Source organism: Lacrimispora sp. YZC11 (genome assembly GCF_057543815.1).
Genome location: NZ_BAAJYQ010000017.1, coordinates 74,427 through 94,143 on the forward strand (window position 1 = coordinate 74,427; position 19,717 = coordinate 94,143).

A 19,717-nucleotide genomic window follows, 5' to 3' on the forward strand; every position below is an offset into this window, starting at 1 on the left:
ATTATCCCCATATTTCCATATCCTGGCGCCTTCTCGGCTTACGGTAAAGGAGTATTCCCATAACAATGCCAACAAGCAGCCCGCCAATATGGGCTGCATTATCTACTCCTGTGCTGGTAAAACCAAAATACAGAGAACATGCAATCACAACTACCAGCTGTCTGACACTTAAGTCCTCCAGCCGGCCGCGGTTGATAAGTACCGCATATAAAAGGCCTCCGATCACGCCAAAAATAGCGCCTGACGCCCCTGCCGAAACTACCGTCCGGTATTCTCCTAAGTTCACGATCATGGACAGCACATTGGCGCCCACTCCGCAAAGCAGATAGAAAAGCAGGTATTTTATATGGCCCAGGGCCCTCTCCAGATTATCACCCAAAATAAACAGAATGAGCATGTTATTCATAATGTGGTTAATTCCAAAATGCATAAAAACAGAAGTGAGCAGCCGGAAATACTCTCCTCCCTCCAACACAAGCGGAGCATACATCGCTCCATGCGCCACCATAAACTGCGTATTTTCCGTGGAGCCTGTCAGCTCCAGATATAGGAAATAGATGACATTTATTGCGATTAAACCAATGTTAACAAATGCCGTCTTACGCTTGTACAAGTCATTCATTGCCACTCTCCTTGATAAATATTATGCCTATTTTAACACAGGCTGACATATTATGTAAATATAAACGCGAAATTTGCGGTAAAAACTTCACCATTTCACTCCTGCCTGCTGATTCACCCTATCTAAGTCCGGCCTGCTGTTTTTTAAAGCATCCGGAATCCCTCCCTGCCAGGAAAGTGTTCTGATAAGAGCGCAAACCCTTTTAAAAAGGAAGATAAGCCAGTATAATCGAGAAGCAATTTGCGAAACATTCGCAAATTACCTTGACAATGTTTTGATTTCGCAGTACACTTATTTGCAAATAAATCGCAAATTAGGAAGTGAACCCCTTTGGCTAATTATATGACAGAACAAAGAAAACAGCTTTTCGCCTTTTTGCAGGAAAACCCTGATAAGCAATTTTCTGCAAGACAAATTGCAGATAGTCTTTCCTGTTCCTCCGTCAGTTTAAGTGCGGTGTACCGAAACCTCACTTATCTGCAGGAGAAAGGTCTGATCAACCGCTTTACAAAAGAAGGAAGCCGGGAGCTTTTTTATCAGTATATTCATTCAGAGGATTGCCGTAATTGTATTCATATGAACTGCATAAAATGTGGAAGGACATTCCATATGAATGTCGAAATTGCAGACCGGATGCTGGAAGACATTTCCAAAGCAGACGGATTTCAGATCAAAAAAGAAAAATCCGTACTTTACGGAATCTGCAAAAACTGTATCTGATGTATCAATTGTTTTTAAAAGGAGGAAGAGACATGGCAAAAAACAAAAAACTGCTTGCCGGATTTATCATCATTGCGGTTCTTTTTATGCTGCTCTTTTCCGTCTATTTTATTACTGCTGAGACCCGCCATAACTGCATAGGCGAAAACTGTCCCATCTGTCTTGAAGTCCAGGCCTGCGTCCAGGCGCTGAATACTCTTGGAACAGGCCTTGCGACTACTGTTGCCGTATTCGCGGCAGCTCACCTTTTTGTAATCTGCGTGATTCCGGTATTTCACCGCAGCCCTTCACACACTTTGGTTTCTCTTAAGGTAAAGCTAACGAATTGAATATTGATTTTACAAGGGAGTATTTTGCCCATTTTTAGGCAGAAACCGATTTTACCGGTGCTTCCTTATATTCTTATGCCCTTTTTTAAGATCAATATTTATCCGGAGGTAAAATAATGAAAAAATTAATCGCCTGCCTGTTAGCAGGACTTATGATAATGGGAGCACTTACTGCATGCTCCAGCACAAATGCAACGACAAAAACCAGCAATAACGATAAGCTAAGCGTGGTATGCACAATCTTCCCGGAATACGATTGGGTGAAAGAAATCCTCGGCAGCCATGGAGACGATGAGGAGATCACCTTGCTTTTGGATAACGGTGTGGATCTTCACAGCTATCAGCCGACAGCAGATGATATCATCAAAATCTCAAACTGCGATATGTTTATCTATGTGGGCGGGGAATCCGACCAATGGGTCGAGGATGCTCTGAAGGAAGCAAAAAACAAAGACATGGTCGTGGTCAACCTCCTGGAAGTCCTGGGGGACACGGTCAAAGAGGAAGAAGTCGTTGAAGGAATGGAATCAGAGGAAGAAGAAACCCAGGCTGACAGCGAAGAAGGCCCGGAATATGACGAGCATGTCTGGCTGTCACTGAAAAATGCCAAGACCTTTAGCAATTACATTGCATCAAAGCTGGGCGAAATCGACAGTGCAAACGCCGCGGATTACTCTGCAAACGCAGATGCTTATGGAAAAAAGCTGGATCAATTGGATGAAAGCTATCAGCAAGTGGTAAACTCTGCAAAACAGAATACAGTGCTGTTTGGGGACCGCTTCCCCTTCCGCTATCTGTCAGATGACTACGGCCTTACCTATTATGCCGCATTTGTAGGCTGCTCGGCCGAAACGGAGGCCAGCTTTGACACCATCGCTTTTCTTTCAAAGAAAGCTGATGAATTGGGACTTAACACTGTGCTGACGATTGAGGGCACTAAGCATAAAATCGCCGAAACCATCGTCCAAAATACAAAGGACAAAAATCAGACAGTACGTACCATGGATTCCATGCAGTCCACCACTGCCAAGGATGCAGAAAGTGGTGCTACCTATCTTTCTATTATGCAGGCGAATCTGGAAGTGCTGAAAGACGCATTAAATTAAGGAGGAATTAAATGGCACAGCTAACATGCAACAACCTCACCATCGGTTATGACGGTAAAACTGTCTTAAAAGGGCTTAACCTTTCCGTTAACAGCGGTGATTATCTCTGTATTGTGGGAGAAAACGGCTCCGGTAAAAGCACGCTCATGAAAACTATCCTGCACCTTCTGGCACCGCTTGAAGGAAGCATTGTTATAGAAAACAGGCTGCAGCCCGGAGGAATCGGGTATCTGCCCCAGCAGACAGTGGTACAAAAGGACTTTCCGGCTTCAGTTATGGAAATTGTTTTATCCGGCTGCTTGAACCGCTGCGGGCTGCGTCCCTATTATAGCCGTGAAGAAAAGCAGCTTTCCTGTGAAAACATGGAGAAAATGGGTATCTCCCATTTATCCAAACGGTGTTACAGGGAATTGTCCGGAGGCCAGCAGCAACGGGTTCTGCTGGCCCGGGCGCTGTGCGCCGCCGGAAGTATGCTTCTGCTTGACGAACCTGTTTCAGGGCTTGATCCAAAGGCCACTGCCGAGATGTATGAATTAATCCGTAAACTGAATGAGGAAGGCATCACCATTATCATGATATCTCATGATATCGGTGCTGCCGTGAACTATGCAAGCCATATCCTCCACATGGGAAATCCCTACTTTTTCGGAACAAAAGACGAGTACCTGGAAAGCAGCATCGGCAAAGCATATTCATCTAGGGACGGAGGCAAAGAAGCATGAGTGTATTGATTGAAAAATTAGCCTTATATTTTGAATATCCTTTTGTGCGTTATGCGTTGATTGTGGGAATATTGATTGCTCTTTGTTCCTCTTTGCTGGGTGTTACACTGGTGTTAAAACGATTTTCCTTTATCGGCGACGGACTTTCCCATGTTGCCTTTGGCGGGATGGCAATTGCGACAGTGATGAAGCTGACCAATCATATGCTGCTCATTCTGCCGGTTACGGTTGTGTGTGCAATTCTTCTGCTACGCACCGGACAAAACGCAAAAATCAAGGGTGATGCGGCTGTCGCAATGATTTCCGTGGGCGCTCTGGCCCTGGGATACCTGCTCATGAATATATTTTCCACCTCAGCCAACCTGGCTGGAGACGTATGCAGCACCCTGTTTGGCTCAACCTCCATTCTGACGCTAACAAAAACAGAGGTATGGCTTTGCGCCGCCCTTTCGGTGGTCGTTATCGCCGTATTTTTTCTCTTCTACCATAAGATATTTGCTGTCACCTTTGATGAAGACTTTGCAAAGGCCACCGGTACGAAAGCAGACCAATACAACCTGCTGATTGCAGTCATCATAGCCATTATTATCGTACTTGCCATGAACCTGGTAGGCTCGCTGCTGATCTCCGCATTGGTCATCTTTCCTGCGCTCTCGGCAATGCGCTTATTTAAAAACTTTAAGTCGGTGATCCTTTGTTCAGCAATCCTATCCGTTTTCTGCGCCGTACTGGGAATTCTGACGTCCATTCTGGCCGGAACACCGGTGGGTTCAACCATTGTTGCCGTTGATATTGCCGCATTTGCCATGTGCTCCCTTATTGGGTGGATCCAGGGAGGTGTCAGAGGATGAAACGTATCTTTGGAATGATTCTGATGCTTTTAATGATAAGCCTTGCATTGACAGGCTGCGGGAAGAACACCGGTACTGATCCCGGTCCGTTGCCGCCGCAAGGGGATGGGGCAGACTCCGGACAATATGGCGCCGCAGGTTCTGAACAATACGCTTCGGAAAGTCCTGAAGATTTTGACATCAATTCCTATCCTTCGGATTCCTTCCAGCCATCCACGGAGCAATTCCAGGAGGACGGTGCCGGTTCTTCACAGGAATATCCGTCAGACTCCGGAGATAACACCGGAACAGATATTGATCTGACGAAATTAAGCAGCACCATGGTTTTTTCCGAGGTATACAATATGATGATATCTCCGGAAGAATATGCAGGAAAAACAATTAAAGCCGATGGGATATTCCAGGTTTACCAGGATTCGGAAAATAAGAACTTTTATGCTTTGGTCATTGCAGATGCTACTGCCTGCTGCCAACAAGGGCTGGAATTAATCTGGGACGGTGATCATACTTATCCGGATGATTATCCGGAAGAAGAAAGTGAAATAGAAATAACAGGTGTGTTTCAAAGCTATGTGGAGGAAGGCAACACATATTATTATGTGCTTGTAAACGACGTTAAGGCGGTATAGGATATCACTCCCATACCGCCTTTATTAACTTCCATAAATGTTTCTTTGCTCTTAATCTATGGTAAGTATGTAAGGTTTCTCTGCTCTTACCATGAAGATCATGCCACCGGCATACCGGCCTTAAAAACTGCCGGTGCTTCTTAAAATTTAGAAGATAGGGTTTATATTATGTAAATATAAAAGGAAAGTTTGCTATAAAAACTTCATCTCCCTTTTTCAAAGCCATGGTCTCATTGGTTTCTAATACCCGCCCATTCACAGACGTTCCATTGGTGGAGTTTAAGTCGCTGATCCGGTATTCCTCTCCTTCCCGGTCTATTCTGGCGTGAATCCTGCTGACAGCTTCTCCGGTAAGGACACAGTCAACCATGCCTTCCTGCTTTCCAATTAAATAAGGAACATAAGTAATTGCAATGTCTTCCACATCAGTACCAACCGCACGTAAGTACCTGATAGTTTTATCAGCACCTGTATCAGTCAACAAAGCCGTCTGAAATACTTCCTCATCTCCTGTTTCATGTTTTGGCGTCTTTTCCTTTATTTCTTCTTCAAATGTCATCTGCCAGTCAAAGCTTTCCGCCGGTTGGCGATCTCCCTCTTCCCTTTTCACCATCGTCTCCTTTGACTGCCTGAACTCCTTTTTCCATACGGCAAAAACTGTGAAAGCTGAGAAAGCACCGGTAATAGGCACCCCATACCAAAACTTCCGAATTCCTTCCATACCAAAAACCAGCCATAAAGCTGCAGCCATACCAAGCATGGCTAACACCGGGATAAAGAAAACAGCTCCTTTCTCTTTTATATCAAAAAAACTATCCCTTTCTTCCATCTCCTCATTTAAAGTGTATGGAAGAGGAGAGACGCGGCTTTCTTCCGGATTGTGTTCTCTTTCCTGCTGGGGGATATTATCATCGCCCCCTTTTCCGCCGGAACAATTCTTACCGGCAATTTCAAGGAGGTCCTTCATCCCGTAATTTTCCTTAAGGCTTTCCTGATAGAGTCCATAAGCCATTACTACGCATTCCTTATCCTGATGATTGACCTTACCCAGAAGATACCGCAGCAGCTCGGTCATTTCCCCAGGAAATCCTACTTGTCTTCCAGGAACAAGGCAAAGAGAGACCGTAAACTGCTCCGGTTCAACATAAATATATTCCGGTTCCAGAAGGATCTGTTTTTCTTTTAGTAAGTAAACTTCCAGCCTTTCCAGAGTCCGCCCAATATCCCCTATTAACTTCTTAAGCTCCTCCCTGCCAAGGCTATGATATTCAAGCACTCTGTTTAAAGGCTGCTTAGAAGTGATCTCATAATAATAGAATTTCCGGTTGTCCACCTGCTTTATATGGAACTTCAGCAATCCTTCTATCCTGTTAGCCGCCATCATATGTATTTCATAACTTTCATATCCGGCCTCCTCTGGCTCCATGATCAAATAATTGTGCTTCATTTCCCGTCTGTATGCTGCCTTCATTTCATTCCTCCTGATTGATAAGAGTCAACATCCTTAAAAAATTCTCCGGGTCAAACACGCCCTGTTCCATTTCCAGCTTCCAGGTCCCCGCCCTTCCACATGCTTCCACCCGTTTGCCTGTTACAGGGTTTCCTGCCATCTTAATCTGAAACTCATATCTTTTCCAGGAAAAAGGGTTGCCGGCCCTTTGGGCTGCCCACACCGCCGCTTCATCCTGCGGCTCGGTCTCGTTATGGCGCAGCCTTTGTACAGACTCCTCCAATGCCATTGATCCCACAACTTCATCCCTCAGCCGGTAAGCAGCCTGAACGGAAACCATCAGAGCCCATAAAACAATTGCCATAACAAAAGCCGCCTCAATGGTATAGCTTCCCCGCAGTTTTCCCTTCATAGGATCACCAGTCCTATCCACACAGGAACCAGAAATGGCAGAAACGGTACCGGTTTCTTTTTCACATCCCTTCCCCTCAGCCGGCACCAGAGATAAATTCCACCGCAGACAATGCCATTTACAAAGATGCCATAGAACAATAACTTCAGGTTTAAACGTGCTCTCAGAAATAGGCCGCTGACTACAAAAAACCAGCCATCTCCCATACCGATTGCCTCACCTGTTAATCGGCTCAAAAGAAGGAGTCCCACCCCCACCATGCAGCTTAACAGCCGTTCTACTCCAATATCTCCCTGTAAAAAAGCCAGAATTGCTCCGGCTATGCCTGCCGCCTGAAAAAGCCACACACTGACAGCTTTTTCTCTTCCGTCCTCCCAGGCAGCCGCCAGTAGAAATACTCCAAATAAGATTTTATTAATACTTTCCAGCATAGAAACACCTCCCTATTGTGAACAGTAAGAGCACGCTCCTAAATGGCGGACCTGGGATAACGGAACCGCCTCCACATATGCCATGATAGAGGAGCAATTCCTGTCACTGTGATACCTCTCACCTGACGGCATAATGTATACACTGCCGTTTTCCTCTGCAAATCCGCCGCATCTGCTGCAGGGCTTATATTTCCCACCGGATAAATTACGGGCATTTTCCACTTCCTTAAATGGAATCTCTTGTATGTCATTGTATAAATAATGACATGTCCGCTGCCGATGGTATCTAGTACTCGCCTTTCCAATGTATACAAGCTCATCCTCCTGCCCTGTCTTCCCGCTGCTTCCTCCCTCCTGGCCGATCCAGGCTCTGCGGCAGCATCTGGCTGTCATGGGGATACTGCTTAAGCCAAAGACGGAAAAGGGAATTCTGACCCGGTAATCCATGATCAGATCAATGGTCTCTCCATCTCTTAAAACGGAAGAACGTACAAAAGATGTTGATTCAAGCCGTTCAAACCCCACCCGTCCCTCCACCCGTTTTCTCACATAGAGAAGGATTCCTTCCTCTGTCAATCCGTCTAAAAACTCCTCTGAAAAATCATTGATTCCTGTGGCCTTCAGCCTTTCTCCCAGTTCAAGCTGATGCAATACATAAGCATACCGGCTTACTTCCTCTCCTGCCGCTTCCAGGGCAGTTTGAATGCGCCTCCCCTCCTTCATCACCCCCATGGGAAGCATTAGGATCACCATAAAAAACAGAAAGAGGGGCAGGACAAGGGCAGCCTCTATGGTCAGGCTCCCCTTTTTTCGGAAGCAGGAGGCAGATGATAATACCCTTTTTACAAGGAATCCATATTTCGTGAAAGGGATTTGTACCTGGAGAGTAACAATTTTTTTATTATTTTTTTCTTGGAACTCCTTGAAAAAGGGCATGATCATCCACCTCCTTTCCTCTTTCTTGCCCTGTTGACTGGGAATAAAAGTATGCCTGTCCCTTAATATGCTTTTTCTGTCCGAACTTCCACCGGATAGAAGGGATTATTTCCTCCGAAAAACATATGCCTTGATCTCACAGTTGCCCTTACCTCTGCCTGATAAACGCAGTGAACCATGTGAAAATCCGCTTGTTTCCTGCATAAGTTCATCTGGATCATATCCATAAGCCGGTAGTGCTGCTGCCCAGGTTCTCCCAGAAAAAGAAGAAGCTTTAAATAGCCGGTATAACCAATTCCGTTTTCATCTTCCTTTCCGCCTGCACATGTTCCCGTTCTGCCTAATTCCAAAAGTCCGTCCAGGGATAGCCTCCAGGTATCCCTGGATTTAAGAAAAACTACCCTTTTTCCTTCTAAGAGCATTTTCACATCCACAATCGCTTCTCCAAGTGCCCAGATGCTCATAATAAAAAATGCTACAATTCCAGTAAGAGGGGCCAGGCCAACAGATCCGGTAATAAGGCCGGCAAGAGCCATCGCCTCCTCCCGTTTCTGGCCATCTGAAAGAATATGAATTAAGTTCATGCCTTCTCTTATCATGAGAACATCTAATACCGTCTGCTTTAAGTTTTCCTCATCTGTTTTCTTCCCTGAAACCAGATACTCCAATTCGTACTTTACCTCCTTATCCTCCTCTGAGAGAAAGCTTGTGAGAAAGCGGTTGCAATACTCCCCAAACAGGATCCGGTCCATAAGGCCCGCCTCCAGCACCTGGCCTTCCCCGCAGGTGACGGAAGGAAAGGAATCGTCAGATAAAATACCTTTAGATATTTCCTTTCCATCAGGCAGTACCAGGGATAAGAGCCCTGTCTGTATGAATCCTTCCACCTGTTCCAGAAGTCTCTGTTTTTCCGTGTCCTTCACCCCATTGGAATAAGAGAGAGAGGGGATATCTGCCTCATCCCATATTTCCCCTACAGAACCCCAAAGTTCGGACAGGTCCGGACCGTCATCCTCTTCATCATCATTGTCCCAGTTATCAATGATGCTCTCTACCTCAAAGGAACGTTCCTTTGCCTGTTCCATAACCTGTTTCATCTGTTCCATCTGCCCTGGAAGGGCCTCTATTTCCCTCCTTCGCTCTCCATCCTGATTAACATAGGATCCATAGCAGGAGGTATCACCGCTCAAAGCCTCACGAACTTCCTCACTTAATTCTTCCTGTGCCGCAGATAAGCCATTGTTGGTTTCGTTTATGCTGTTTTTTAAATCATCTGCCCTTTTCCCGTAAGTCTTTATAAGGGAAGGGATCCTGTTCATTTCCCGCTCCAGCCGATCAGCCTCTCTCCGAAATCCCGGACCGTCATAATCCTCGATTCTTTCATAAGCAGCCCGCCAGTAAGCTTTCTGCTGCTTTAAGGAATCATTGATATCCTCCAAAGCTCTTTCCAGCCGGACGGCTTCCCGTTCATTGTCACGGAAAGATCCGGATAACCGTTTCACTGCCCTTGCTTCCTTTAAGTTCTTAAGCAGGTCTTCTGCACCCTTTTCATCTGTCATATTTTCAAAGATTCCATACTTCATATAATCCAGAATCTCCTGTTTCAAATACTGTCCTCCCCCGTCGGTAATACGGAAAATCCCCACGGTATCTGCCTTTTCCATATCCATGGAATACCAGCCGGAGCTGTCCATATAAGGCTTCATGAATCCCTTCCATGCCTTTTCCACTTCATCATCACTCTCACATTCCAGAAGAAAGAGACGGTATTTTTCCCAGGCTTCTCTATGGTACCTGCTGAATACAGAGTCCATGGCAGAATCTGCCGCCAGCTTTAAATAGCTCCTGGATCCAGCAGTCCGTGCGGACTCTAAAAGCCCGCACATCAGGCTGAATATGCATAAAAGGGCTAAACTGAAAAACACTGTTACCTGTCCGCTTTTGCGCATCAATATACCTCTTTAGACTGGCTGTTGATTTCCTTGAATACATTATCAAGAAGAGTCGTTATCTGCTTTTTAAAAATAATGACAAGTCCGATTAGAACCACCAGAATCAGCACTACTTCAATAACACCTACTCCATCTTCTTCCCTTAAAAAATCCCTGATCTGCCTGTTTGCCGATGTCAGCATCCTTTCACCTCCCTTCTAATAAAATGCCAGGAACGCAGGAACCACGATCATGACCATGACCACTCCCAGCATCAGGAACAGGGGCAGCAAAAGCTTGGTTCCAGCTTCTTCCCCCAGCTTTTTCGCCAGGTTCTTCCTTTGCTCAAAGGCTGAAACCATCTCAAGCTCTAAAGCAGGGCGAAGCTGCCTGCTTCCGTTTTTCTGGCTCTGTTCCAGAAGAGCGGAAAGCTTTATGTAGACCTGTAAGCCGCAGCGTCTTCCAAATTCACTGTAAGCCCGTCCTTCCGACAGCCCGCTGCCAAGCTGCCCTGCTGTTTTCACCATCTCTTCATACGCCGGGCGTACGCTTCTTTTTTCCTGCTTTACCGCATCCTTATAGCCAGCCGCAACCCTCTCCCACGCTCCCCGTACCGTAAGGCCTGCTCCGATGTAGACCACCAGCTTGGAAACCACCTCAGAATAATCAAACAGCAATTGCTGCTCCCGTATCTTCGCCTGGCTTTTCCTGTCAAACTCTTCTTTTATGTGCAGAAGTGCCGCCAGTAAAAGCCCCAGTACCGGCAGTATCCGGTAATCAGTCTCTTCAGGCAGGAAATATGTCAGTCGTTTTCCTTCATAAGCTGATGGCAGTAACAGGTGCTCCTGCGTCTGCTGTTTAAGATCCATCTGACCTATCCACTGAAGAAAAGCAGCGGCGGCCTTTTCTTCCTGGGTGAGTGAGGGCGGGTAAACCGTCACTTTAAACTCAAATTGGCCTTCATGACCCCCAGCCTTCATTCTGGCCCTTAACCAGACCGGTTCTCCCTCTTCCGGTACTTCCTCATTGTGAACGATTCCAAAGGAATCGATCACCTGGGGATTATCAGACTCCCAGCTGATTCTAAGCCCATGATCTTCCAGACTGTTCTTTAAATTTAAGTTTCCTCTCACCTCCTCCATGGACGCATTTTCCCCCAGCATCTGCTTTATCAGCTCAGGCTGGATCCTCTGAAACAGCTCCCTTGCTTCTTCTGCCCCATACTGCCGCTCCCTGACTGGGATTTTCATCAGTATCTTCCTATTACCATTCTCCCGGTCAAGCCCGGATACCAGAATATCGTATGTAGTTTCTCCCTGTCCCGGCTTTGCCCGTTTAAGCCCTCCTCCTTCAGACACCACCTGCCCCCCTGCTGCAAAAACCAGCTTCATGGCAACATATAAGGCAATCCCGGATACTGCACAGGCCGCCTGTACCCTTGTAAAAGGAAATCTCCATGTTCTGCTGCTCTTTCTTAACATCTGTTCTCTCCTTTTCAAATCTCGATCCTCAAGATCCGCTTCGCAATCCCTATCGCCAGGATGTAAATGACCATGCACAGGGTCATAAGGACTCTTCCGACTCCCGTACTGTACATGATGTTAAAAAAGCCCGGAGAAGTTAAATCAATATAAAGGACAATAAAGAAGGGAATTACGCTCATGATCTTTTGTTCAAACTGTTTTGAGGCTGTCATCGTTAGAATCTCCTGCCTTACCTGCACCTTATCCCTTATTACATCCGCCGTGTGGCTGATAATCGAAACCAGCTCTCCTCCGCTTCGCTTTGCCGCGGCAAATACCTCCGCAAAGTTTTTAACATCATCAAGGCCGCTGCGGCCTGCAAATTCGGAAAGCGCCTGCTCCACCGAACGGTTCATCCGGATCTGGCTCTCAATATGGCTGAATTCCCTGGAAACCATCCCCTCCTCCCCATAAAGTAAAATCAATTCCTTTACAGAAGCAGAAAATGCGTTCTCCACAGAGTAACCGGCACTTAAGAATGAGGCTAAAAGCAGGATGCCCTCCTTAAATTCCAGATTTAACTGCTGAAGCCTGCCTTCCTTTAATTCTCTTTTTTTAATTATGGGGAAAATAACAGCCATAGGGATAAATAACAGAAATGACGCAATGCTGCGGTAAAAGACGTATGCGAAAAGCCCTGCAACTGCCAGGCCCTGAAATCCATAAAGGCACCACTGAACCGGTGTCAGAACATAGTTTTCATATCTCAATGCCTGCTGCTTTAAGTTTTTCGGTGTTTTGAATGGTACCCACTTTTTTAAGACTGCCCTGAACAGCCTGTCCTCCCTCCCGGTTCTCATAATCCTCCTCAAACCTGTATAACGGATTAAGCCTGATTTCTCCGCTTTCATAACCAATTACCTCCACAATGGACAGGACCCTCCTGCTTTTATCTCTGAGCCGCCCTAGATGAATTAAAATATCAATTGCTGCCGCGACCTGGCTTCTGACCGCTGCCAATGGGATATCTGCTCCCATAAGCACCATGGTCTCCAGCCTGGAAAGCATGTCCCTTGGGCTGTTTCCATGACCGGTGCTAAGGCTTCCGTCATGTCCGGTGTTCATGGCCGATATCATATCCAAAGCCTCCTTTCCCCTCACCTCTCCAACGATAATTCTGGAAGGATTCATCCTCAAAGCCGCCCTGATCAGATCTCCGATGGTCACCTCCCCGTCCCCTTCCCCATTGGCCTCTCTTGTTTCCAGCCTCACCAGATTCGGAATATGGGTAATCTTCAATTCCGCAGAATCTTCAATGGTTACGATCCGCTCCTCCCGGGGGATATAGGCGGACAGGGCATTGAGAAAGGTACTTTTTCCGGAATTGGTCCCCCCGCTGATAAAAATATTGTAGCCTGCCTCTACTATGCATTTCAGGAAATTTGCAGCCTCTTCCGTAACCGAGTCCAGCTTTAACAGCCTTGCCATAGTAATGGGCTTGGGGAATTTCCGGATGGTCACTGCGGGGCCGTCCAGCGCAATGGGGGGCAGCACCACATGAACCCTGGAACCATCAGGCAGCCTTGCATCCGCGATGGGCCTTGATACATTTACTGTACGGTTTACTCTGCTGACGATCTGCTGGATGGTGTCCTCCAACTGTTCCTGGCTGTCATAGACTCTGCCCAACTGCTCCATGCGTCCGTTCCTCTCCACAAAGATGCGGTTCGCCCCATTCACCATGATCTCCGTCACATCCTCGTCATCCACCAGCTCCTGAAGGGCCCCCAGCCGCCGGAATGAATCAAAAAGCCGGCCCCGGAGCTCCGTCTTACCTTTTAGGGGCAGAAAACTGCCTTGCCCATATTCCAGAATTCTACGGTCTAAGATAGCATAAAGCTCCTCATCAGTTACCTGCTGCCGTTCATCCAGCTCTCTCATGATTTCTTCCCGCAGTTTCCTTCTCTCATCATCATCCATGGCCGTTCCCCCTTGTTCAATCCCTTTTACAGCTTATGGCTGCTTCCTCAATAGCTGTCTTGTATAATCCCCTAATTCTCCCCATAAAAGCTGTTCCAGATAATTGTCTTTCCGGCTGAAGCTGCAGTGATAGGGTGGTTTTATTTTCTGAATCCGGTCCTTCAAAGACCCACGGCCGGATGACATCAGGTATTCCTCAAACTCTTCTATCTTTGCTGCGGATACGCAGTCATCCTTTACCGGCATGTATACCACATCACATACCTCCAGCACCTCTGCCGCTTTCTTACCGAATTGGCCTAAATCCAGAATGATGGACTCATAAACGCTTTCCCTGGCAATGTGGGTTACCAGCTCCGCCATCATCTGCCCGGTCACCTGGCAAAGATCCTCAGGGTATTGCACCGGCGGCACATAATCCAGCTCTCCCCAGGTATAGACGACGGATCCAAGGCGTACCCAGCGAAAACCTTCCTGGCTGTAATAATACAAAAGATCAGATAAACAACCCCTGTACTCTTCTCCGATCAACCGCCCGAATCCGGAACAATCCTCTAAATTTAAATAAAGGACCTTTAAATCCCGGGCCAGCAACTGTCCCATGGTAAGGGAAAAAGAAGTCTTTAAGCACCGGTTGATGGGAGAATATACTCCAATGGTCCTGCCTGCCTTTGATACCATGGCATATCCCGGATCTCCGGGATCGTCACAGTAATACTTCATCACCTCACGCATTAAGCTGTCCGCAGCCTGATACTTATAAACACTTGGATACGGTCCTTCCGGAGGAGCTGCCTCACCGTCCGCCAGCATGACCACATAGGCGGCACCTGTTTTTTCTATTTCCTCCCTGGGAATGGAGGTACTAATGAGCAAAAGCTCTATCTTATGGTCTTCTCCATAAGTCTTTAGCCGATCCAGGGCAGTAAATGCCATAACCGTGAACGGGACCTGCTCCTTTTGGTTTACAAATTCCGTGAACCTCTCCGTATACAAAGGGTCTGTATCATAAACCGCCATCACTCTCTTTGCCAAAGCTAAACCTCCTTATTTTGTATACTAGTAAATTAAGCGGATATGTTTTCATATCCAACTGATCAGCAAATGGAAGGTTGAAAAAAGCTTTTCCCTCAGCCTTATCCTAAAAAAACCATAGAACCCAGCGTACCCAAAAACAGGCACAGACCCAAAGGTATCACCACATCATATCCATCCCGGTCAGGATCGTAGTAGGTTGTAAGATTCCCTGTTTGAAATACGTGCCTGATATAGGCAAGAAGACAGGAAAGGCGGGTGAAAAGGATTCCACTCCCTGCCAATTTGATAAAGGACCAGAAAGCCCCTATAAGAAAACCAAGTCCAACTGCCAAAGCACCCGCTTTAAGTCCCAGAAAGCCGCATATGAGAGCAGTCAGCTTGATATCTCCCGCACCGATCATACGGCACAGGAATAGTAAAAAGAATATCCCTGTCACAATTACAAGCCTCAGCAAGAACAGAAGGCCGCCCAAAGAATTCTCTGGCCCAGGGATTTCAAGCAGAATGCCAAGAATGATTCCTGAAAGCACCAGCCAGTTGGGTATGCGGTGTTCCCGGACATCATAAAAAGCTCCTACCCCTAAAATCAGCATCAAAATAACATACCGAACGATACAATCCCCCTCTTTACATAAAATTTTAACATTGGAATTCACGCTGGAAAAATCAGCTTTGGATTATGGAATCAAGCATCCATAATTCTTTGAAAACTATTGAAATGCTGTATGCGGAACGCATATAAGAATGTGCCTTTATTATGCACAAGGGGAAATGAAATGTCAACTGTTTTTTATAAGAAACATTGTATACATTCTTTTATTTGGTTTTTTGAAATCAAAGGCTACTATGTTATTTTATTGTCATTTTCAACAATTTTTTTCAATATTTTCCCTTTTTCGCAGCATAAATCACAAAATTCCGGCAGTAAAACATTGACGTTATCCTCCTGGGATGGTAAAATACAATTAGTTTAATTTTTTAAACCAAAGGAGGAATCCACCGATGCATGCCGAGGATTTTAATGAACTTTTCCAGAATTGCATGCCAATTTTTATCGCTCTCGGAGACGAAGTCCGGCTGACCATTATTGAGGTTCTCGCCTATACAGGTCTTTATGATGACTTAGGAAACGACGTTTCAAGCATTAAAGAAGACCTAAGCATAAGGCCCAGGCGGGGAATGAATGTAAAGGAAATCACGGAAATGACCCGGTTGTCCCGCCCTGCTATTTCCCATCATTTAAAGATTTTAAAAAAAGCAGGCCTTGTGAATGTCCGCCAGGAGGGAACAGCTAATTATTACTACCTGACCATTGGAGACAGCACAAAAAAGCTCTGTTCTCTGGGGCAATATTTACAGGAGCTAATAAACCAGGTTACATAAATTATAAAAGATATACAGGTAAAATATGAATAAAGTGCCATTTTCCAGACATACTGAATTTATAGCATTCGGTAAAAATTATAAAATCTGGAGATGATAAAATGAAACATGGTCTTTTAAAAAAACATCTGGTCCTATCAGAGGAAGAGCGGAATTTAAGGCGTGAGATCGAACGTTCTAAAACCGCCATTGATTCCGCCAGAAACCACTTTGAACATGTGGTTGACCCAACGCTTATTGATTGTTATATCTACGAACTTAACGCTGCACAGCTGCGTTACCAGTTCCTTCTGCGACGCTTTAAAAGCCGGGAGGTATAAACTACTATAATCTGGAGGATAAGTATATGAGCAAGTGGTATGAAAGGGGAGTTTTTTATCACATATATCCCCTGGGGCTTGTGGGCGCTCCGAAAGAGAACAGGGAATCTTCTGTTACGGAACGATTTGGGGAACTTAGTGAGTGGATTTCCCATATCCGGTCTCTGGGGTGCAATGCGATCTACATCGGGCCACTGTTTGAATCCTCTACCCATGGGTACGATACGCGTGATTACCGGATGGTGGACCGCCGTCTTGGTGACAGGGAAGGCTTTCAGGAGTTTGTGTTACGCTGCCATGAAGCAGGTATCAAGGTAGTTGTTGACGGCGTCTTTAACCATACGGGGCGGGAGTTTTTTGCATTTCAGGATATTTTAAACCATGGGGTGAATTCTCCCTACAGGGACTGGTACCGGGGAATCAACTTTGCCGGAGTCAGCCCTCTGGGAGATTCCTTTGGATACGAAGCGTGGCAGGGACATTATGAGCTTCCTTGCCTTAATCTTTTTAATCGCGCAGTCAGAGAGTATTTATTTGACACCGTACAGTTTTGGATCAACACCTTTGACATTGACGGAATACGTCTTGACTGTGCCAATGTGCTTGACTTTGGATTTATGAAAGAGCTGCGGCAGCACACGATAGAAATGAAAGAAGATTTCTGGCTCATGGGGGAAGTTATCCATGGAGAATACGGCAGATGGGTCAGTCCCGGCATGCTGCAGTCTGTCACCAACTACGAACTACATAAGAGCATTTATTCGGGTCATAATGACCACAATTATTTTGAGATTGCACACAATGTAAAAAGACTGGAATCCATCGGCTCACAGCTTTATACCTTTGTGGACAATCATGACGAAAACCGGATCGCAAGCAAGCTATACAATACCCAGCACCTCTATCCGGTTTACACCCTGTTATTCACCCTTCCCGGAATCCCCTCCGTCTACTATGGCAGCGAGTTTGGGATGGAGGGCAAAAGGACCAATACGGAGGACTCCATGCTGCGTTCCCAGGTTTCCATTTCTGAAATAAGGGAGCTTTCCTGTCCGCTTAAGGACTTTATCAGCAAGCTTGGTCATATCCATGAAGAAAACCCGGAATTTCATGGAGGTAAGTACCAAGAGCTTCTTCTCACCAACCGGCAGTATGCATTTGCACGGTTTCACGAAAGACAGACCATCATTACTGCGGTAAACAATGATGATTCCGACGCATTTTCCGGAATTCCCTGTCCTTGTGAGGGAGACACTGCTGTCAATCTTCTTAATGGAGAATTATTTCCAGTGATTGACCATAGAATCGGATTGACCATACCCGCTAACCGGGGTGTTATCTTAAAGATCATGGAGGGATGAGCGAATGGAAAGTGACAGAAATGAAATCGGAATGGGCTTTATCACAGAAGTAGACCGGTACCTTTATAACAATGGAAGGCATTACGAGATCTACGAAAAACTGGGCGCCCATCCGGAAAACTACGAAGAAAACGACGGGATGTATTTTGCAGTCTGGGCTCCTCATGGAAATCAGGTCAGCGTAGTAGGAGATTTTAACGGCTGGGATCCTGAGGCAAATTCCATGACACTGCTTGATGATTCCGGAATCTGGGAAGCCTTTGTTCCTGGTTTAAACGTTGGGGAACTGTATAAATATGCAATCACCACCAGTAGCGGCAAGATCCTTTTTAAAGCGGATCCTTACGCATTCCAATCGGAATACCGTCCCCAGACCGCTTCTGTTACCGCAGACCTTTCAGGATTTCAGTGGAAGGATCTGGCCTGGCTGGAAAAGCGGAAAACCAAAGACCCTTTAAATGAACCCATCAGCATTTATGAGGTGCATTTAGGCTCCTGGCGTAAGAAAAACAGGGATGAAAGGGATGGATTTTATACCTATACCGAAGCGGCTCATGAACTGGCAGACTACATTCTGGAAATGGGTTATACCCATGTGGAGCTGATGGGAATTGCAGAGCATCCCTATGACGGCTCCTGGGGGTATCAGGTAACAGGATATTTTGCCCCCACTTCCCGGTATGGCACTCCAACGGAGTTTATGTATTTCGTTGATTATATGCACAGAAAAGGAATCGGGGTCATCCTGGACTGGGTTCCTGCCCATTTTCCAAAGGATGCCCACGGCCTGGCGGACTTTGACGGAGAAGCCTGCTATGAATATGCGGACCCCAGGAAAGGGGAGCATCCCGACTGGGGAACAAAGGTCTTTGATTACAGTAAATACGAGGTGGATAATTTTCTTATTGCCAATGCTCTTTACTGGGTGGAGAAATTCCATATAGACGGGCTCCGGGTCGACGCAGTGGCTTCCATGATCTATCTGGATTACGGAAGAAGCAGCGGGGAATGGGTAACAAACCAATACGGCGGAAATGAAAACCTGGAAGCCATAGAGTTTTTTAAGCATTTGAACAGCGTCATTAAGAAGCGCGGAAACGGAGCAATGGTCATTGCCGAGGAATCTACCGCATGGCCAAAGATCACCGGTAATCAGGAAGAAGGGGGCCTTGGTTTTACCTTTAAATGGAATATGGGCTGGATGCATGACTTCCTGGAATACATGAAGCTTGACCCTTATTTCCGTAAATTCAACCACCACAAAATGACCTTTGGCCTTACATATTTTACCAGTGAGAACTATATATTGGTATTATCCCATGATGAGGTGGTGCATTTAAAATGTTCCATGGTCCAAAAAATGCCGGGACTATTGGAAGATAAATTTGCAAATTTAAAATTGGGATATACGTTTATGCTTGGACATCCCGGTAAAAAGCTTCTGTTTATGGGACAGGACTTTGGGCAGTACCATGAATGGGATGAAAAGACCGCCCTGGACTGGTATCTGTCTGAGGAACCGTTAGGAAAGAACCTTAAGGATTATGTGAGGGATCTTCTGCACCTGTATAAAAAATATCCGGCGCTTTATGAGAAGGATTATGACTGGGAGGGCTTTTACTGGGTCAATGCCAATGACAACGAACGCAGCATCTTCAGCTTTGTCAGGTACAGCAAGGACCATAAGCGCAGCCTGCTGTTTGTTTTAAACTTCACTCCCGTAGCACGTCCCGATTACCGGGTAGGGGTTCCGAAACGGGGAACCTATGCTCTTGTTTTAGACCAGGATCACGGACTGTTCAAGCGTGGGGAGAAAGCGCCTTCTTTCCGCTCTGAAAAGATGGAGTGGGATGGCCAGGAATACTCCTTCCCTTACCCTCTTCCGGCTTATGGCGCCGCTGTTTTCCGCTTTTAACAACACAGGCATATTCAGTAATTTTTTCCAGATAAATCAAAAAACAAGCTATACTTTTTATGGATTTTGTAGTAAAATATAAGTACAGAATCACTACATAACGGTTCAGACTAATGGT

Annotated in this window: 22 protein-coding genes; 10 read left to right on the forward strand and 12 right to left on the reverse strand. The window is 46.0% G+C overall.

Going from position 1 to position 19,717, the window contains the following annotated elements:
• Position 1: 1 nt before the first annotated feature.
• The gene (locus tag AC27IJ_RS19660; protein ID WP_312445580.1) at positions 2 to 622 is read right to left on the reverse strand and encodes a rhomboid family intramembrane serine protease; all 621 of its coding nucleotides are present in this window, start codon (positions 620 to 622) and stop codon (positions 2 to 4) included.
• Positions 623 to 952: 330 nt separating this feature from the next.
• On the opposite strand from AC27IJ_RS19660, the gene AC27IJ_RS19665 reads away from it, so the two are divergent.
• The 6 genes from AC27IJ_RS19665 (at position 953) to AC27IJ_RS19690 (ending at position 4,979) form a co-directional block, all read left to right on the forward strand.
• The gene (locus AC27IJ_RS19665) at positions 953 to 1,342 is read left to right on the forward strand and encodes a Fur family transcriptional regulator (protein ID WP_312445578.1); all 390 of its coding nucleotides are present in this window, start codon (positions 953 to 955) and stop codon (positions 1,340 to 1,342) included.
• 32 nt (positions 1,343 to 1,374) lie between these two features.
• Positions 1,375 to 1,671: an AraC family transcriptional regulator gene (locus tag AC27IJ_RS19670; RefSeq protein ID WP_312445577.1), complete on the forward strand. Its 297-nt coding sequence runs from the start codon at positions 1,375 to 1,377 to the stop codon at positions 1,669 to 1,671.
• A gap of 116 nt (positions 1,672 to 1,787) precedes the next feature.
• Complete coding sequence (locus AC27IJ_RS19675; protein ID WP_312445575.1) at positions 1,788 to 2,777, forward strand: metal ABC transporter substrate-binding protein; 990 nt, start codon at positions 1,788 to 1,790, stop codon at positions 2,775 to 2,777.
• Between the two features lie 11 nt (positions 2,778 to 2,788).
• Positions 2,789 to 3,499 carry a metal ABC transporter ATP-binding protein gene (locus AC27IJ_RS19680; protein ID WP_312445573.1) on the forward strand — a complete coding sequence of 237 codons (711 nt, stop codon included), beginning with the start codon at positions 2,789 to 2,791 and terminating at the stop codon, positions 3,497 to 3,499.
• Entirely contained in the window at positions 3,496 to 4,350 is an 855-nt protein-coding gene (locus AC27IJ_RS19685) for a metal ABC transporter permease (RefSeq protein ID WP_312503538.1), read from the forward strand. The genes AC27IJ_RS19680 and AC27IJ_RS19685 overlap by 4 nt, the downstream gene beginning before the upstream one ends.
• The gene (locus AC27IJ_RS19690; RefSeq protein WP_487150450.1) at positions 4,347 to 4,979 is read left to right on the forward strand and encodes an LptM family lipoprotein; all 633 of its coding nucleotides are present in this window, start codon (positions 4,347 to 4,349) and stop codon (positions 4,977 to 4,979) included. Before AC27IJ_RS19685 ends, AC27IJ_RS19690 begins: the two co-directional genes overlap by 4 nt.
• Before the next feature lie 166 nt (positions 4,980 to 5,145).
• Here the strand turns inward: AC27IJ_RS19690 and AC27IJ_RS19695 are convergent, their stop codons facing one another.
• The 11 genes from AC27IJ_RS19695 to AC27IJ_RS19745 all read right to left on the reverse strand — a co-directional run bounded on the left by AC27IJ_RS19695 (position 5,146) and on the right by AC27IJ_RS19745 (position 15,276).
• Positions 5,146 to 6,450, reverse strand: coding sequence for a DUF6382 domain-containing protein (locus tag AC27IJ_RS19695; protein ID WP_487150452.1), 1,305 nt, complete (start codon positions 6,448 to 6,450; stop codon positions 5,146 to 5,148).
• A gap of 1 nt (position 6,451) precedes the next feature.
• The gene (locus AC27IJ_RS19700) at positions 6,452 to 6,841 is read right to left on the reverse strand and encodes a hypothetical protein (protein WP_487150454.1); all 390 of its coding nucleotides are present in this window, start codon (positions 6,839 to 6,841) and stop codon (positions 6,452 to 6,454) included.
• Positions 6,838 to 7,272 carry a prepilin peptidase gene (locus AC27IJ_RS19705; RefSeq protein ID WP_312503533.1) on the reverse strand — a complete coding sequence of 145 codons (435 nt, stop codon included), beginning with the start codon at positions 7,270 to 7,272 and terminating at the stop codon, positions 6,838 to 6,840. Before AC27IJ_RS19705 ends, AC27IJ_RS19700 begins: the two co-directional genes overlap by 4 nt.
• A gap of 12 nt (positions 7,273 to 7,284) precedes the next feature.
• A complete protein-coding gene (locus AC27IJ_RS19710; RefSeq protein ID WP_312445564.1) occupies positions 7,285 to 8,208 on the reverse strand; it encodes a TadE family protein in 924 nt (307 codons plus the stop codon).
• Between the two features lie 62 nt (positions 8,209 to 8,270).
• Positions 8,271 to 10,157, reverse strand: coding sequence for a DUF5702 domain-containing protein (locus AC27IJ_RS19715; protein WP_487150457.1), 1,887 nt, complete (start codon positions 10,155 to 10,157; stop codon positions 8,271 to 8,273).
• The gene (locus AC27IJ_RS19720) at positions 10,157 to 10,342 is read right to left on the reverse strand and encodes a Flp1 family type IVb pilin (protein WP_312445561.1); all 186 of its coding nucleotides are present in this window, start codon (positions 10,340 to 10,342) and stop codon (positions 10,157 to 10,159) included. Before AC27IJ_RS19720 ends, AC27IJ_RS19715 begins: the two co-directional genes overlap by 1 nt.
• A gap of 15 nt (positions 10,343 to 10,357) precedes the next feature.
• Positions 10,358 to 11,620: an immunoglobulin-like domain-containing protein gene (locus tag AC27IJ_RS19725; protein WP_313257552.1), complete on the reverse strand. Its 1,263-nt coding sequence runs from the start codon at positions 11,618 to 11,620 to the stop codon at positions 10,358 to 10,360.
• Positions 11,621 to 11,634: 14 nt separating this feature from the next.
• The gene (locus AC27IJ_RS19730; RefSeq protein WP_487150460.1) at positions 11,635 to 12,372 is read right to left on the reverse strand and encodes a type II secretion system F family protein; all 738 of its coding nucleotides are present in this window, start codon (positions 12,370 to 12,372) and stop codon (positions 11,635 to 11,637) included.
• Entirely contained in the window at positions 12,362 to 13,582 is a 1,221-nt protein-coding gene (locus tag AC27IJ_RS19735; protein WP_487150462.1) for a TadA family conjugal transfer-associated ATPase, read from the reverse strand. The genes AC27IJ_RS19730 and AC27IJ_RS19735 overlap by 11 nt, the downstream gene beginning before the upstream one ends.
• Positions 13,583 to 13,615: 33 nt before the next feature.
• Positions 13,616 to 14,617 (reverse strand): P-loop NTPase family protein, encoded by a 1,002-nt coding sequence (locus tag AC27IJ_RS19740; RefSeq protein ID WP_487150464.1) that lies wholly within the window; start codon positions 14,615 to 14,617, stop codon positions 13,616 to 13,618.
• 101 nt (positions 14,618 to 14,718) lie between these two features.
• Entirely contained in the window at positions 14,719 to 15,276 is a 558-nt protein-coding gene (locus AC27IJ_RS19745; RefSeq protein WP_487150466.1) for a prepilin peptidase, read from the reverse strand.
• A gap of 346 nt (positions 15,277 to 15,622) precedes the next feature.
• On the opposite strand from AC27IJ_RS19745, the gene AC27IJ_RS19750 reads away from it, so the two are divergent.
• From AC27IJ_RS19750 to glgB, 4 genes are all read left to right on the forward strand, one after another.
• Positions 15,623 to 16,003 carry an ArsR/SmtB family transcription factor gene (locus tag AC27IJ_RS19750; protein ID WP_313152456.1) on the forward strand — a complete coding sequence of 127 codons (381 nt, stop codon included), beginning with the start codon at positions 15,623 to 15,625 and terminating at the stop codon, positions 16,001 to 16,003.
• 101 nt (positions 16,004 to 16,104) lie between these two features.
• Positions 16,105 to 16,323, forward strand: coding sequence for a YaaL family protein (locus AC27IJ_RS19755; RefSeq protein ID WP_312445553.1), 219 nt, complete (start codon positions 16,105 to 16,107; stop codon positions 16,321 to 16,323).
• A 26-nt stretch (positions 16,324 to 16,349) separates the two neighbouring features.
• Positions 16,350 to 17,684 (forward strand): alpha-amylase family glycosyl hydrolase, encoded by a 1,335-nt coding sequence (locus AC27IJ_RS19760; protein ID WP_487150469.1) that lies wholly within the window; start codon positions 16,350 to 16,352, stop codon positions 17,682 to 17,684.
• Positions 17,685 to 17,688: 4 nt separating this feature from the next.
• A complete protein-coding gene (glgB, locus tag AC27IJ_RS19765) occupies positions 17,689 to 19,599 on the forward strand; it encodes a 1,4-alpha-glucan branching protein GlgB (RefSeq protein ID WP_487150470.1) in 1,911 nt (636 codons plus the stop codon).
• The last annotated feature ends 118 nt before the right edge of the window (positions 19,600 to 19,717 follow it).